The sequence below is a fragment of the Nocardia macrotermitis genome, from assembly GCF_009604405.1.
Taxonomy (GTDB): domain Bacteria; phylum Actinomycetota; class Actinomycetes; order Mycobacteriales; family Mycobacteriaceae; genus Nocardia; species Nocardia macrotermitis.
The window spans coordinates 129,496-144,810 of sequence record NZ_WEGK01000001.1 but is presented as its reverse complement, the minus strand read 5'-3'; the positions used below and the strand labels follow the sequence as shown (position 1 = coordinate 144,810).

12 protein-coding genes are annotated in these 15,315 nt (G+C 68.1%); 2 read left to right on the top strand and 10 right to left on the bottom strand.

All coding sequences use genetic code 11. The annotated features are described in order from the left end of the window. The first annotated feature begins 46 nt into the window (after nt 1-46). Nucleotides 47-667, top strand: a complete 621-nt coding sequence (locus NRB20_RS00660) for a TetR/AcrR family transcriptional regulator (protein WP_319944268.1) — start codon at nt 47-49, stop codon at nt 665-667. 22 nt (nt 668-689) lie between these two features. Here NRB20_RS00660 and NRB20_RS00655 read toward each other — a convergent pair whose 3' ends face one another. From NRB20_RS00655 to NRB20_RS00635, 5 genes are all read right to left on the bottom strand, one after another. Beyond that, nucleotides 690-1,454, bottom strand: coding sequence for a hypothetical protein (locus NRB20_RS00655; protein WP_227833093.1), 765 nt, complete (start codon nt 1,452-1,454; stop codon nt 690-692). A 30-nt stretch (nt 1,455-1,484) separates the two neighbouring features. Continuing rightward, nucleotides 1,485-3,287, bottom strand: coding sequence for a serine/threonine-protein kinase (locus NRB20_RS00650; protein WP_153407227.1), 1,803 nt, complete (start codon nt 3,285-3,287; stop codon nt 1,485-1,487). A gap of 440 nt (nt 3,288-3,727) precedes the next feature. Next, entirely contained in the window at nt 3,728-5,095 is a 1,368-nt protein-coding gene (locus tag NRB20_RS00645; protein WP_319944267.1) for an amidohydrolase family protein, read from the bottom strand. 769 nt (nt 5,096-5,864) lie between these two features. Further along, nucleotides 5,865-7,109, bottom strand: coding sequence for a CoA transferase (locus NRB20_RS00640; RefSeq protein ID WP_153407225.1), 1,245 nt, complete (start codon nt 7,107-7,109; stop codon nt 5,865-5,867). Beyond that, complete coding sequence (locus NRB20_RS00635; RefSeq protein ID WP_227833092.1) at nt 7,096-8,157, bottom strand: enoyl-CoA hydratase/isomerase family protein; 1,062 nt, start codon at nt 8,155-8,157, stop codon at nt 7,096-7,098. Before NRB20_RS00635 ends, NRB20_RS00640 begins: the two co-directional genes overlap by 14 nt. A gap of 369 nt (nt 8,158-8,526) precedes the next feature. On the opposite strand from NRB20_RS00635, the gene NRB20_RS00630 reads away from it, so the two are divergent. Next, on the top strand, nt 8,527-9,282 hold the full coding sequence (locus tag NRB20_RS00630; protein WP_153407224.1) for an SDR family NAD(P)-dependent oxidoreductase: 756 nt from the start codon (nt 8,527-8,529) through the stop codon (nt 9,280-9,282). A gap of 351 nt (nt 9,283-9,633) precedes the next feature. Here NRB20_RS00630 and NRB20_RS00625 read toward each other — a convergent pair whose 3' ends face one another. The 5 genes from NRB20_RS00625 to msrB all read right to left on the bottom strand — a co-directional run bounded on the left by NRB20_RS00625 (nt 9,634) and on the right by msrB (nt 15,289). Next, nucleotides 9,634-11,664: an ArnT family glycosyltransferase gene (locus NRB20_RS00625; RefSeq protein WP_153407223.1), complete on the bottom strand. Its 2,031-nt coding sequence runs from the start codon at nt 11,662-11,664 to the stop codon at nt 9,634-9,636. Nucleotides 11,665-11,738: 74 nt separating this feature from the next. After that, nucleotides 11,739-12,638 carry an alpha/beta hydrolase gene (locus NRB20_RS00620; protein ID WP_153407222.1) on the bottom strand — a complete coding sequence of 300 codons (900 nt, stop codon included), beginning with the start codon at nt 12,636-12,638 and terminating at the stop codon, nt 11,739-11,741. 16 nt (nt 12,639-12,654) lie between these two features. Next, on the bottom strand, nt 12,655-14,220 hold the full coding sequence (locus NRB20_RS00615) for an aldehyde dehydrogenase family protein (protein WP_319944266.1): 1,566 nt from the start codon (nt 14,218-14,220) through the stop codon (nt 12,655-12,657). Nucleotides 14,221-14,321: 101 nt separating this feature from the next. Continuing rightward, on the bottom strand, nt 14,322-14,837 hold the full coding sequence (msrA, locus tag NRB20_RS00610; RefSeq protein WP_319944265.1) for a peptide-methionine (S)-S-oxide reductase MsrA: 516 nt from the start codon (nt 14,835-14,837) through the stop codon (nt 14,322-14,324). Beyond that, on the bottom strand, nt 14,834-15,289 hold the full coding sequence (gene msrB / locus NRB20_RS00605; protein ID WP_319944264.1) for a peptide-methionine (R)-S-oxide reductase MsrB: 456 nt from the start codon (nt 15,287-15,289) through the stop codon (nt 14,834-14,836). The genes msrA and msrB overlap by 4 nt, the downstream gene beginning before the upstream one ends. Between the last annotated feature and the right edge of the window lie 26 nt (nt 15,290-15,315).

The window sequence follows — 15,315 nt, the reverse complement described above, 5'->3', positions numbered from 1 at the left end:
CAGTGCGGAGTGTATGCGGTCGCGTCGATGATGGGACGATGATTCGGTGAGCGCACCCAAACTGTGGCGAGGGCAGACGTTGCAGGATCGATCCGTCGACCGGCGCGAGCAGATGCTCGCGGTCGCCTTCGATCTGCTCGGCACCGCCGGACCCGCGGCGGTCACCATGCGCGCGGTGACGCGGGAGGCGAATCTGAGCCCGCGCTACTTCTACGAGAGTTTCCCGAACCGCGAGGATCTGCTGGTCGCGGTCTACGACCGGGTCGAGGACGGGCTGCGCGAGCGGATGAAAGACGTTCCGCGCCAACTGGATCCGACGTCCACCGTGCGGGCCGCGCTGGAGATCTGCGCGAGCTACTTCGAGGAGGATCCGCGCCGGGCGCACGTACTGCTGCGGGAACCGCTCGCCGACGACGTGCTGCGCCGCCACAGTGCCAGTCGCGCACCGGTTTTCGTGACGACCCTGGCCGAGGTGCTGGGCTCGGACATCGGCGCGCTGGTGCCCGGCGACGCGCAGGCGCTGGCGGTGGCCAGTACCGCGCTGAGCGGTTCGCTGGTGGCGCTGTACCTGGACTGGATCGACGGGCGGCTGGCGATCTCCCGGGATCGGCTCGCCGAATCCGCGACCACCATCGCGCTGGCGGTGGTGGTGGCCGCGCAGGTCTGAGCGAGCGTCCGGACCGGACGGCTCACTCGTCGATGATGTCGATCAGCCGCAGATCCGGCGGGACCAGGGTGGTGCTGTCGATGAGTTCGCGAATCAGGTTGTGGTTCAGCATGTTTCCTACCGGCTCACCCACTTCCTCACGCATCAGACCGGGTGTTCCGGCCGCGGAGAGCCGGTCGCGGACGTGTCGGGCGAGGCGCTCGACCTTCCGTTCGGTCCACTCGCCGTCGGGTTGGAGCATGTGCAGCTGCTCCGCGGCCTGATCTCGGCTGATCGGCTGCGGATACGGCTCCTGCAACAGGTAGCGCTGCGCCAGCACCACCAGGGCCAGGCGTTCGGTCGCCGAGAGCCGGTAGGTGCGCGGTGGGGTGGTCGGCGCGGCCGGACCTCGCGTCGTCCGGTCCGACTCACCGTCCGAGACATACAGTTCCAGCAGATGTTCTTGACTCCCCGACCCGCGCACGAACAGCGGCAGATATCCGGCGGCGAGCGGAATCGGCTCCTCGTCGGTGAACAGCATGCGCGAGCCGGGCATCCGCAGCGGCCGTCGCCCGGAGTTGGTCAGCCACCAGCGGCCCGCTCGGCAGCTGACGGTGCCCTGCGTCCGGGAGACGCCCTGATCGTGACCGCCGATACACAGATCGACCTCGTCCCAGTTGCGGCCGAACACGATTCGGCGGCCCTCCACCGGTCCGGCGGAGATCGATCCGCTGATCGAGAGCGTGTGCAGCGTGCCGGGCGCGGCGGCCGGCACGCCGAAGGCGAGACTTCCACGATCGGTGTGCACAGTTCTCCTCCTCGGGTCGGTGCCAGCATGTCACCGGGGCGGCGGGACCCCTCCCGCCTCGGTGCCCGATACTGCGGGCAGGTGCTGTGCGACCGAGCCGGCGATCTCGGTGGCCTTGCGGCAGCGTAGGTCCGGGGGCAGCGGTCCCAGGATCACCACTAGAGCGAGTTCCTCTGCGGTCGTGGAGAATTGGGTGGTGTAATCACGGTGGACGATCTTCGCCGCGCAGGTTCCGGCGCCGAAACCGTCGGATTCGGTGTAGACGGTGTGCCCGCTTTCGCGTGTCGGGGTGCCGTCGGCGGCGGTCAGCGGGGTGTTGCGGTCGAAGATGACCAGCAGGGTGCCCGAACCGGTGGTGCTGAGCCAGCGGCACTGCCAGTTGCCGAAGCCCGGGATGGGGCGGTTGGCGTCGATACCGGGGAATCGGGCCAGGGCCTCGGCGTCCGGCAGGCCGCACGTGTCCTGATTGATCAGCGAATCTTCCGCAATCGGCGCCTTGCGGCGCGGAATTCCGGAGTGCGACAGCCGATTCACCACATCGGTGGCGGCGGCCTGACTGATCTCGCACAGCTGGGCGCCGCCGCCGGTGTGCACGGTGTCGATGGAGATCTGGTAGCGGTCCGGCAGCAGGATCGTGCGGTCACAGTCGTCGCTGTTGCCCGGCGGGCCCATGATCCGCAGTTCGCCGTGCCGTTCGATGGGACCGGTCGGGTCGTCAGCGGTCGGGTCCCCGAAGACGAGTTTGACGTCGGTCGGATCGTCCTCCGGGCCGATCATGATATCGCAGCGATCGAAATTGCCCTGGTCGGGATCGATTCTGGCGGAACCGAATCGGCTCAGATTCGCGGCGTCCTCGAGGCCGCACGGGTCCGCGGTGTGGGTGTCGCCGATGCGCAGGCCGGGTGCGACGGCCGCGGCGGTTTGCGCGGTCGTCGGCCGGTCGGCTGCGGCGAGCATCGCCACGACCGCGCCTCCGAGGACGGCGAGCGCCGTGCGTCGGGCGATCCGGTAACGCTGCGTGCGGCGTTCCAGTGTTCGGCTGATCTCCTGGGCGCGATCGGCGGTGTCGCGCAACAGTGTTCGCGCCTGCGCGGCGGTCGGGCGGCGGGCCGGATCGGCGCGCAGCAGGGCGGACAGGGCCGGGCGCAGGATCGGGCTGCGGTGGGGTGCGGCGATATTCTTCGCCGTGGTGTTGCGGAGCAGGACCAGGGGATTCTCGTCGCGCGGACCGAACGGGGTGCTGCCCTCGAGCGCGGCGAAAAGGGTTGCGCCCAGGGCGAAGACATCGGATTCGGGGGTCGGCGCGCCGCCCTCGGCGATCTCCGGCGCGAGGTAGCCGGGGGTGCCTTGGACGAGTGGTCCGCTGTCGAGGGTCGCGTCCAGGTGTACGTCGCGGGCGATGCCGAAATCGCTCAGTTTCGCCGTGCCCGCCTTGGTGAGCAGCACATTCGCGGGGGTGATGTCGCAGTGCAGGATATCCGCGTCGTGCACCGCTGCCAGGCCGTCGGCCAGCGCGGCCCCGAGCCGGGCCACCTGCTCCTCGGACAGCCGCCCGGCATCGGCCAGGGTGCGTTCGGGCAGATACTCCATCACCAGCCAGGTCTGGCCGTCGGTCCGGACGAAGTCCAGCACCTGCACCACATTCGGATGCCGCGCCTTCGCGAGCTTGCGGGCCTCCCGCTCGGAGATCGGCGCGGATCCGGCCCGAGCGTGTTTGAGCGCCACCGCGCAGTCGAGCACCTCGTCCGTGGCGTGCCACACCACGCCGTGCCCACCCGAACGCCCTTCCGCGACAAGCCGATACCGGCCCGCGATCAACTGGCCCGCGTACACGCTGCTCCGAACTCCATCACTGTCCCCACAGAAGATCGAGCCTAGCCCCGGTCATGGTTCCCGCGCGGGCCATCCGGAGGAACTGTCGCCGTTTCGGAGTGCGGCGAGTTTTCGGCAACATCTTCGGAGTGGGACAACGTAATCCGGATATTGCGGTGTGAATGTGCAACCGGTGGCGGTGTTTCCGATGCGGATCGAGGCATCGGCGTGATCGTCGACCTGATCTCGCCGGACCAGGCGTTCGCCTACCGGAATGCTTCGGTTCTGCGTGTCGTCCGTAGCGTCTCATGGCTGCGGACAGCGCGGTTGCCGGAGTCGGTTCGAGAGGTTTGAATTGATTCCGGCGAGAGCGGCGGTGTCGTCAGCGATGGGTGCATGGTGCTGCGGTGTGTAGTTGCGAGGACTCGAATTGTGTTGTGGTGCGGCTGAGTTCGTGCTGTCTAGCGCGTCGTGGTGTCGGTCGCGGGGAGGTCTTCGGCGACGAATCGGCCTGCGATCATGACGGATCGGACGAGGTGGCTGTCGAGTTCGTGGAGTGCTTGTCGGAGGGGGACGTGCAGGAGGCACAGGTCCGCGGGAGTGCCCGGGACGAGGCGGCGGGGTTCTCCGCCGGGGGAGTCGGGGGCGGAGAGGTAACCGGCGAGGGCGGTGGCGGGGGGTACGCGGTCGGCGGGGCCGAGAGTTCTTCCGGTGCGGGTGGTTCGGTGTACCGCGGCGCGCATCACGGTCCATGGGTCGGTGGGGCCGTAGGGGGCATCGCTGGACAGGGCGACCGGGATGCCCGCGTGCAGGAGGGTGGCGTGGGGGTAGAGGCAGGGGAGGTCGTCGGGGGCGACGTCGCGGGCGTAGTCGTCGCCGCGGTGCCACAGGAAGCCTGGTTGGGTGATCACGGGGATGCCGAGGTCGGCCATGGTTTCGGTGACGTCGGCGGGGACCACTCCGGCGTGTTCGATGCGGTCGCCGGGGATACTGCCGACGTCCTGGAGGATCGCGAGGGTCAGCAGCAGCGATTCCCGGGTCACGCAGTGCACCGCGATCGCGCGACCCTCCCGGTGGCTGTGCACGATGGCGGCGGCCAGTTCGTCGTAGCCGGGCAGGTCGTGATCGCGGAGCAGGATCTTGCGCGGGCCCACGCCGAACCCCGCCTCGAGCGGCTGGCCGGTGGCAGCCCCGAGCAGTGTGATCCGTTGGGGCACAAGGCCGGTACGGTGCGCGTCGGACAGCAGCGCGATCGCGGAATCGTCCAGATCCGGGGTCGCGTCGGTGACACCGGTAATGCCGTACCCGGCCAACCGCGCCCCGACCGCCCCGAGATCGGGTGGATCATCCGGCAACGCCGCCCGCAACCGCGCGTCGTACCGCCACAGCCGCCCGTTCGGCACCCCGTCCGCACCCCGCTCGACATCCGCCGATTCATCCAGCGCCCCCGAAACCTCCTGCAACGCCCTCGAATTCAGCATCCACAACGCACCACTACGATGCTGAATCCGCACCGGCCGATCAGGCACCAGCGCATCGAGCACACCCCGATCCAACACCCCCGCCACCGACTCGTGATACCCGTTGCCGCGCACCCACCCTCGTCCACCCGCCCCCGCCAACGCCCGCCCGAGCCCCACCAGATCCCCCACCTCCGGCGGCCCACAAGCCACCGACCGCAACGCAGCCCCCATAGCCAGCAGATGTAGATGATGATCATGCAACCCCGGCAACAGCCCCCCACCCCCACCCTCGACCACCCGGGCATCCGTCAACGCCAGACCAACACCGATCTCCTCCACACGATCACCCCGCACCCGCAAATCCACTCGCACACCATCGATTTCGACATCACGAAACACGACGCCCGAGCTGTCGGATCGCTTACCGCGCGTGTTCACGAGAGCCCGCTTATTTGGCGGCTGCGTTGTGACAATTCGATTCGCCTGCAATGTGATTCGACACCACGGCCGTAGGTGACCGTGTTGGCCTCGCGGGCGTGGCGTGTGCGCATGGCAGCAAGCTCATCGACATTGCGAAACACGACGCCGGTGCCATCGGATCGCTCAACGCGCGCGTTCACGCGAGTAGGTTTCGTCGGCCGATGTGTTGTGGCAATTCGATTCGTGTGTGCGGGGATTCGGCAGCACAGCAGTAGGTTACGGTGGCGGTTGGGTGGGTGTGGCCTGTGTACGGTAGCAAACTCATCCTTGTGGCTGCGCTTCGGCAAATTGCGTCGTGTGCAATGTAATTCGTCCTCGCAGCGGTGGGGCGCACGGGTGTTGGGGCGAGGGTGGGTTGTGTTCGTGGCTGTGGACTCGCTCGGTGGTCCGGCTCTCGTGGATCGACTCGTGTGCAACGGGATTCGGTCTCGGAGTGGTGAGTGAGTGGTGGGGGCGGCGAGGCGGGAGTGTGTTGTGGAGATGCGTTCTTCGGGATGGGTATGTGTTCGGAATTGATCGACTTCGATACCGGCGGCGGAGAGGTGAGCGGCGTGGGGAGCGGGATCGGCAGGGGGTGGGGTTGGCTGTGGAACTGGTTGTCGGCCAATGGGTTTCGGTGCCGGTGTGTGGTGAGTTGGATGTGGTCGGTGGAGTTTCATGGGAGCGCGCTGAGGTAGGTGGGGTTGTCTGCGCCGAGGGGTTTTGCCGGGGTGGGGGTTGGGCGGGCGGTGGGGGTGGCGACGGGGTATGTGCCGGTGTCGGATTCGACGAGCCAGGTGTTGTCGCGGCGGTGGACGGTGTGGGGTTCTGTTGTGGGCGTGGTGGTTTCGGCGGTCAGGTGCAGCATCGAGATGTCGATCAGTTGGGTGGTTTCGGCGGTCAGGGCTCGAGTGGCTGCTTCGGCGGCGCAGGCTCCGGTGAGGGGGTCTGCCAGGGCGTCGCCGCAGGGGAGTAGGTCGTCGGCGTCGGGGACGACGAGACCGGCGGCGGCTGCTATGTCGTCGCCGAAGCCGACGGTGTTGCTGGTGCGGCCGCGGGCGGTGATGGAGAGCCACGAGGTGCCCGCGGTGGCGCAGGCGGTGGCGTCGATGCCGAGTTGGCGCAGGGCGCGGGCTCGGGATGCCTCGAGGACCAGGTCGGCGTTCGCGATCAGGGTCCGTAGTCGGTCGATGTCCCGGGGGTCGTGAAAGTCCAAGCCCACCATGGCATGTCCGTGATGGAGTAGATCGAAGAAGGCGGGTGGGCCGAATCGTGCGCCGTCGGGGCGGGAGATGCTCTCCACCTTGATCACTCGCGCGCCGCCCAGGCCGAGTAGGTGTGCGCACAGGGGTCCGGCCCAGAGTGCGGTCAGATCGATGACGATCGGATGCTCGCGGCCGTGTCGGCGCGGGCCGAATTCGGTGATCTCCACTCCCGCACGGGAATTCACCTCCGGTGCGGGAATCGCGGACCCTGCCAACCCGAGTAGCGCGATTCGTTGCGTGGCCTCGCTCGTCGTCGTCCGCCGTGCCCACCGCTGCACGGTCTCCCACGGATCTGCTTCCTGCGCAGCACATTCCGTGAGTGCCGGGATGAGTTCGAGATCCTCGGCGCGAGGGAGTGAGAGCCCAACCCTGCCGTCGGCGGTGCGCAGTACCCGGAACGCGCCGCCGCAGGACATCGGGCCGCGTCGGGTGAGTCCGGCGATGGCGGCTCGTTCGCCGAGAATTTCGACACCGGGCAGCGCAGGTCTAGTGCCTGTGCGCACTCGGGTCAGTTCGCCGACGCGGTTCAATGCCTCGGCGACCCGGGCGGCGGGCCGTCCGGGAGCGGCACGCGGCGGGCCGTCCGGTCGCCCGGTGAGCGCCATCGCGCCCGAGGCCGCCCAGGCCCGCAATGGCGAGACCTCAGACCCGTTCATCGACCAGGCCCCACGCCAGTGCGGTATCGACGTCGATGTCCTGACCGGTGAGCGCGAGAAATGCGGTGCGCCAGCGGCCGATTCGGCGAGTGATCCCGACCGTGCCACCGGCTCCCGGTACCAGTCCCATGGCCAATTCGGGCAGCCGGATCCGAGTGTCGTCGGCGGCCTGCACCCGGCCCGCGAACGACGGCACCTCGATCCCCGCGCCGATACACGCGCCGTGCAGGATCGCCCGCGTGCGCGGTGCGAGCCGATGTACCGCGAGAGCGGCACTCTGCTGGATCCGGACCAGGTGGGCCGCGGAAACGTCCGTCGCGGTGCCGAATTCGTCGAGATCCCCACCGCTGCAAAAGGATCGGCCGTTGCCGCGCAGCACGATCTCGCGGATCGAGTCATCGTATTCGGCGACCGCCAGCCCGGCCAGCACACCGTCACGCACCGCGCGGCCGAACGCATTGTGCCGATCCGGGCGGTTCAACGTCACCGTCAGCACGTCACCCGCGCGGTCGAGCAGCACCGGATCCACTGTCTCGGGAATGTCCCGCCGCGCCCGCCCGGCCCGCCAAGCGGCGAATTCCGGACCGGCCAGCAACATCGAATAGGCCAGCGATTCGGCCACCAGCCCATCGGCGACGTTCGCGCGAGAGGTCACCTCGAGCAGCCCGGCCAGAGTCAGTGCCGCGCGGGGTGCGGCGGTGACGGTGTCGGCAATCTGCGCGAGATCGTCGACGGTCCCGGGAGTCCACGCACGCCCCGGCCCGTCCGGCGCGAGTGTGCAGGTCAATGCCTCGACAACAGGTACGGCGGCCGCTGGCAGCGGTGTCTCGCTGAACCCGACCACGACGACGGTGCGCCGCTTCAACGCCGCGACTGCAGCATCGGCACAATCCCACTGCGCCCGATTCAAATCGACCACAACCACCGGGTTCGCGGGCAGGCTCGTCTCATCCACCGCGAGATCGGCCGCGCCCGCCGCGACCTCGGCGAGCCCGACAGTGGGTATGTCGCCGCGATCCATCCCGCGCGCGTCAACCGATGCCACCATGCCTCGACTTTTCCACAACCGCCGGACGATGTGCCGCACTGCCCGTCGCAATCCGACAGAGAAGAAGGCTCTGAACTGAATAACCTGCCCGGCGCAGCAACTACCGTCCTCCGAGCCGAGCCGAGCCGAGCCGAGCCGAGCCGAGCCGAGCCGAGCCGAGCCGAGCCGAGCCGAGCCGAGCCGAGCCGAGCCGAGCCGAGCCGAGCCGAGCCGAGCCGAGCCGAGCCGAGCCGAGCCGAGCCGAGCCGAGCCGAGCCGGTCGAATCACCATTCAGTAGCAAATTTATGGCTACACTCGCGGTCGAGTTCAGGGCGTTTCGGAAGACAAAGCCGATCGCATCGGGCGTTCGGCTCGGAGAGGAGTCGGATATGGCTGTCTACGATGTGGCGAACCGCTCGGCGATCGTGAGCGGCGGTGGTTCCGGTATCGGCCGCGCGGTGGCGCTGGAGCTGGCCCGCAGCGGCGCGGGGGTGCTGGTCTTCGATCTGAACGCGAGTCACGCCTCGGATGTGGCCGAGGAGATCCGCGCCGCGGGAGGTAAGGCCGCCCCGTTCGACGGCGACGCCTCCGACCCCGACACCGCGCGCCGCAGCGTGGAGGCCGCCCGCGAACTCGGCTCGCTGCGGATCGCGGTGAACAATGCCGGAATCGGCGGCGAGGCCGTCCCGGTCGGCGAATACTCGACCGAGAGCTGGCGCAAGGTGCTGTCGGTCAACCTCGACGGCGTGTTCTACGGTATGCGCGAACAGCTTCCGGCGATCGCGTCGGCCGGTGGCGGGGCCATCGTCAACATGGCCTCGGTCCTGGGCAGCGTCGGCTTCCCGAACTCCTCGGCCTACGTCACCTCCAAACACGGCCTGCTCGGCCTGACTCAGAACGCCGCACTCGAATACGCGCCGCAGCAGGTGCGGGTCACCGCCGTGGGCCCCGGCTTCATCGAAACACCACTGCTTTCCGCCACGATGGACGAGGAGGCGCACACCTTCCTGGCGAGCAAGCACGCCTTGGGTCGGTTGGGCACCCCCGAGGAGGTCGCGGGGCTGGTCGCCTTCCTGGCCAGCGACGCGGCCACCTTCATCACCGGCAGCTACCACCTGGTGGACGGCGGCTACACCGCGCAATAGCCGAATTATTCTCGGCCCCTGCATAATTCGTCTTCCGAATCGCCGGAGAATGTAGCTCGACCGTGCTGTGCGATATCTGCCGATACGCAATTAGCAAGAGCCCGGTGCGTACGGGATTCGCAAGAGCCCGGTGCGTATCGGATTCGGAAGAGCCGGGTGTGTATCGGATTCGCAAGAGCCGGGTGTGTATCGGATTCGCAAGAGCCGGGTGTGTATCGGTTTTGCAAAAAGCGCGATGCGTATCGGAGTGATCGATTCGTGAGAGTCGTCCCGAATACTGCTGCCCGACAATGGAAAAGGCCCGGAGTGCACCGAAAGTGGTTGCACACCGGGCCTTTCCGTATGACAGGCTCAGTCGCGATAACCGCTCAGATCGTAAACCGTGGCGTTGCCGACCTGCTGCGGCGTGAACGTCGCGGTCACCCAGTTGGTGATGTCGGCGTGCTGATTGCGGCCGAAACCGCCTGCCCCACTGCGCATCTGCGTGGCATCGGCGTTCTGCTGTGTGCGTCCACCGGTCCCCTCGGACGTGGTGTCGAACGTCCGCCCGCCACCCTGACCACGACCGTTGGACTGCACGATGTAGTAGCCGATCTTGCCCGCTTTCACATCGGCCTGGAACTCGGCCAGCGTCGGGGTCGGATCGCTACCGGAGAACCCGCCGATCGCCATGACGGACTTACCGCTCTGCAACTCCAGCCCGGCCGCGCTGGACGAACCGTCGACCGCCGCGGCCCACGTCGAATCCGTCTGCTGCAACAGCGCGGTGAGCCGCGGATTCGCCTGCGTCTGACCCCAGCCGCCACCACGCCCGTCGGCCTGTGCCGGACCCACGGTGGGCCCGCCGCCGGAATGCGCGGTCGCGACCGTCGCCACCGAGTAGGCCGCCGCGCCGGAGAGCCCGGCCAGGACACCGACCGTCAGCACCGCCGCCGCGAGCCTGCGGTGCGCCCGATGCGTCCACGGGACCGCGAACAGCACCGCGGCCACGATCGTCACGACCAGGATCGCCCATCGCAGTTCCGGATACCAGCCGCTGTTGCGTTGCAGCAGAACGAAACTCCACACTCCGGTCACCGCGAGCAGTGCCGCCGCGCCGAGCCGTCCGAAGACGCTCTCGCGCCGAGTCCACATCTCCCGCACCCCGAGCGCGAACATGCCGGCCACCGCGGGCGCGATCGACAGGCAGTAGTACGGATGCACCATGCCGCTCATATAGCTGAGCACGCCGCCGTCGATGATCATCCAGCCACCGAACACGATCGCCGCCGCACGCATCAGATCGGTGCGCGGCGCACGCCCCCGCGAGACGAGCACCAGCACGAAGGCCAGCAGCGCGGCGGGCAGCAGCCAGCCGATCTCGAAGCCGAACTCACCGCTGAACAGCCGTTCCACGCCGCGAACCTGTCCGCCGAACCCGCCGAATCCGGGATGGTTCGCGGTCATGTGCGTGGCAGCGGACTGCGCGGCGTCGTGCGTCGCCGGGGTCGGTGTGTGCCCGCCCCCGCCGTGGTTGCGGCCCAGCACCCGGGCGAATCCGTTGTAGCCCAACACCAGATTCATGAAGTTGTTGTCGGTCGACCCGGCCAGGTACGGACGGCTCGAGGCGGGCCACCACAGCGTCACCAGCACGTACCAACCGCTGGCTGCCAGCATCGCGACCAACGCGCCGAACAACTGCACGACGCGGGTGCGAATCGGATTGGGCGCGGCGATCAGATACGCCAGCCCGAGCGCGGGCAGCACCATCAGGCCCTCGAGCATCTTGGCCAGGAACGCGAAACCCAGTGTGGCTCCGGCCAATACGAGCCACAGCGTGGAGGCGCGCTGCAACGCACGCACGGTCGCGTAGCCGGCGGCCATCATGAGCAGGACCATGGCCGCGTCGGGATTGTTGAACCGGAACATCAGCGCGGCCACCGGTGTCAACGCCAGCGCCGCCCCGGCGAGCAGACCGGTGTGGTGGCTGTTGCTGACCCGCCGGATCGCGCCGTACAGCAGCGCCACCGCCGCCACCGCCATCAGCGCCTGCGGAACGAGCATGCTCGCACTGGAGAAGCCGAAGATGCGGCCGGACAGGCCCATCACCCACTGCGAGACCGGCGGTTTGTCGACGGTGATGAAGTTGCCTGGGTCCAGCGACCCGAACAGCAGGGCCTCCCAGCTCTTGGAACCGGCCCAGGCCGCACCGGCATAGAACTGGTTACCCATCCCGTTGACAGTGATGTTCCACAGGTAGAACACTGCCGTCGCGATCAGGAGCGCGGCCAGGCCCGAGCGTTCGACGGCTCGGCCGCCGAACCTGCGGGCCGATGCGGGGGCCGCGGGGTGCGGCGGGACCACCGATGCGGTGTCCAGAACTGATGTCGTCACGCTGACCATTGAGCGCGCCGGAGTCGGTAGCTACCTGTGAGCAGCCAGTGAGCTTGCCGTGGACGACATGTGTCCGCCCGCGTTCACCCGCCGAATGCGTTGCGCAACGCGGTGACCTGCGCACGGAAGAACGCCCTGGACACCCCGGTCCTGGCCTCGACGTGGTCGAAACCGTGATACGCGCCCGGGACGATCTCGAGTTCGCAGTCCACTCCCGCCGCGCGCAGCCGCCGCGCGTACGCGACGTCCTCGTCGTGGAACAGGTCGTGGGTGCCGACCCCGATCCAGGCCGGTGGCAGCCCGGTGAGGTCCTCGTGCCGGGCCGGGACCGCGAGCGGTGGAATCGTGGCCGCCGACGAGCCGAGATAGGAGCGCCAGCCCAGCCGGTTGCTGTCCTGGTCCCACATCCGGAACCTGCGCGGATCGATGTCGGTGCGGTCGCTGCTGCGGTCGTCGAGCATCGGATAGGCCAGCAGTTGCAGCACCGGTCGGATCCGTCCGCGATCCCGGGCCAGGATCGCCAGGGCCGCGCTCAACCCACCGCCCGCACTGTCCCCGCCGATCGCGATCCGATCCGTGTCGACATCGGGATGCGCTGCGAGCCAACGCAATCCGGTGTAGCAGTCCTCCAGCGGAATCGGGAACGGATATTCCGGAGCGAGACGGTAGTCGACCGACACCACGATCGCGCCCAGCCGATCGGCCAGCGCCCGGCACTTGCGGTCGTCCCCGGCGGCGGATCCCATGATCAACCCGCCACCGTGTATCCACAGCAGTCCGGGGCGCGGTCCGGATACCGAGGCGGGCCGGAACACCCGGACCGAAACCCCGGGCCCGGCCTGCTCGACCACCGCGTGCGTATCGCGGCGGGTCGGTTGCAGGAGCATGAGCCCCCGGATCAACCGCAACCGGCGCGGCCCCACCACCGAATGTGGCAGGAACCGCGCCAGGCGCAGGTCGGGGTGGAAATCTGTTGTTGTCATCGCACTACCCGAGGGTTCAGGAGAGCAGTCGGCGCAGCACCCGGTTGCCGAATCCGTACCGGATCAGTCCGTCCAAACTCTGAATCGTCTTCTCCGAGTATGGATACCAGATGCTCTCCCGTTTCGGTTGCCATCGATCGATGAGCACCGGCTGGGCGTGCGTGAAGCCGCGCAGCGCGTCGGTGCCGTTGACGTGGCCCAGCCCGCTGTCCTTGCGGCCGCCGAACGGAGCCTCCGGCACGCCGTAGATCACCGCGGCGTCGTTGTGCACCACAGAACCCGTGGTCAGCCGGGCGGCGATGCCGCGCGCCTTGGCGGCGTCCTTGGTGAAGACCGAACCGCTGAGCCCGTACTTGCACTCGTTGGCGAGTCGGATGGCCTCGTCCTCGTCGCGCACCCGCATCACCGCGGCGATCGGCCCGAAGGTCTCCTCGGTCATCAGCTGCATATCGTGATTCGCGTCGACGACCAGCGTCGGCTGGAAGTACAGCCCGTCCCCGTCGCCGCGCGCACCACCGACGACGACCTGCGCCCCCTTCTGCTTGGCGTCGTCGACGTGCCGGGTGACGATATCCATCTGCCGATCCCAGAACAGCGGACCCATATCGGTATCGCCTGGGCCGTAAGTGATTTCGGCGGCCTTCTGCGTGACCAGCCGGATGAATTCGTCCGCGACGCTCTCGACCACGTAGATCCGCTCGACGCTCATGCACACCTGACCGGTGTTGAACATCGACAGGTACACCGCGCCCGCCGCGGCCCGTTCCAGATCGGCGTCGGCGCACACGATCATCGCGTCCTTGCCGCCGAGTTCCAGAGTGCAGGGCAGCAGCCTTTCGGCGCACGCCGCGGCGATCTTGCGGCCGGTGACGACGCTGCCGGTGAAGCAGACCTTGTCGATCTCCGAGGCGACGAGCGCGGCGCCGGTCTCGCCGTCACCGCGCAGCACCTGCACGACGTCCTCGGGAACGCCCGCCTCGTGCAGTACCTTCGCGACCCATTCGCCGCCGCGCGGGGTCACCTCGGACGGTTTGAACACCACCGTGTTGCCCGCCAGCAGCGCCTGCACGACCGGATTGAGCGACAGCACGAACGGCGCGTTCCACGGTGTGATCACACCGACCACACCGAGCGGCTGATACTGGATGAACAACTTCTTGAACGGCCGCAGATAGCCGTGCAGCTTCTGCTTGTGCGTGCGCAGGTCCTTGCGCGCCCGCCCGCACCAGTAGTTGAGGAAATCGCATGCCGGAACGATCTCCACGCCGAGCGCCTCGGCCTCGGGCTTACCGGTCTCCTCACGCACGGTCGCGGCGATCTCCGCGCGCCGCCGCACGATGACGCCCACCGCGGCCCGCAGGATCTCGGCGCGCTCACCGATATCGCGCGCGGCCCAGGCCGGTTGCGCGGCGCGGGCCCGGGCGACGGCGGCGCTGACCTCGGTGCTGTTCTGCACCTCGAGTTCGCCGATGGACGTGCGGTCCACCGGACTGTCCAGAGCCAACCGGCGGCGGTCGCCGTCGGCCGACGGCAGGGTGCGGACGATGGCCATGGTCTTCTCCTCGATGAGCTGGATGGACACCTGTCTGGAAGGTACTACGCTCATCTGTGCACAACAAGACTCGGGTCACCGAACGGGAAAAGCCGTGGGGGAGCGGCCCCACGGCTTTCCGGATCGAACCGCTACTGCGCGGCGGCCGCACGCCTGGGCAACTTCCAGCCCGGACGCGGGAAGTGGCAGGTGTAGCCCTCGGGATAACGCAGCAGATAGTCCTGATGCTCGGGCTCGGCCTCCCAGAACGGCACGGCCGCGGTCACCTGGGTGACGACCTTGCCCGGCCACAGCCCCGACGCGTCGACATCGGCGATGGTGTCCACCGCGACGCGCCGCTGATCCTCGTCGAGGTAGAAGATCGCCGATCGATAGCTCGAGCCGACGTCGTTACCCTGCCGATCCCTGGTGCTCGGATCGTGGATCTGGAAGAAGAACTCCAGCAGCGCCCGGTAATCGGTCTGCGCCGGGTCGTAGACGATCTCGACGGCCTCGGCGTGACCCGGGTGATTGCGGTAGGTGGGGTGGTCGTTGAGACCTCCGGTGTAGCCGACCCGCGTCGAGAGCACCCCGGGCTGCTTGCGGATCAGGTCCTGCATGCCCCAGAAACATCCACCGGCCAGGATCGCGGTCTTCGTGTCGGTCACACTTGCTCCTTCGTGAACAGATTCTTGTACGGACCGTAACCCTCCGCCTCGAGGTCGTCGAGGTGGACGAAACGCAGTGCCGCGGAATTGATGCAGTACCGCAGGCCGCCCGCCTCGCGGGGACCGTCGGTGAACACGTGCCCGAGATGACTGTCGCCGAATACCGAGCGGACCTCGGTGCGGATCATCCGGTGGCTCAGATCGCGGGTGTCGACCAGCGCGTCGGCACTGACCGGTTTGGTGAAACTCGGCCAGCCACAACCACTGTCGAACTTGTCCAGCGAGGTGAACAGCGGCTCACCCGATACCACGTCCACGTAGATGCCCGGCTCGTGATGGTCCCAGAACTCGCCGGTGAAGGCGCGCTCGGTCCCGCTCTCCTGGGTGACGTGGTACTGCTCGGGCGTCAGCGCCGCGACGGCCTCGGGGGTGCGGTTGTATTCCTGTGCCACATGACCTCCTCGTATCGACTACCCGT

Bases quoted from the DNA above. Each gene is read 5' to 3' on its own strand.
- NRB20_RS00640 (WP_153407225.1), bottom strand. From the start codon at position 7,109: ATGAACGGGTCTGAGGTCTCGCCATTGCGGGCCTGGGCGGCCTCGGGC.
- NRB20_RS00635 (WP_227833092.1), bottom strand. From the start codon at position 8,157: ATGGTGGCATCGGTTGACGCGCGCGGGATGGATCGCGGCGACATACCC.
- NRB20_RS00630 (WP_153407224.1), top strand. From the start codon at position 8,527: ATGGCTGTCTACGATGTGGCGAACCGCTCGGCGATCGTGAGCGGCGGT.
- NRB20_RS00625 (WP_153407223.1), bottom strand. From the start codon at position 11,664: ATGGTCAGCGTGACGACATCAGTTCTGGACACCGCATCGGTGGTCCCG.
- NRB20_RS00620 (WP_153407222.1), bottom strand. From the start codon at position 12,638: ATGACAACAACAGATTTCCACCCCGACCTGCGCCTGGCGCGGTTCCTG.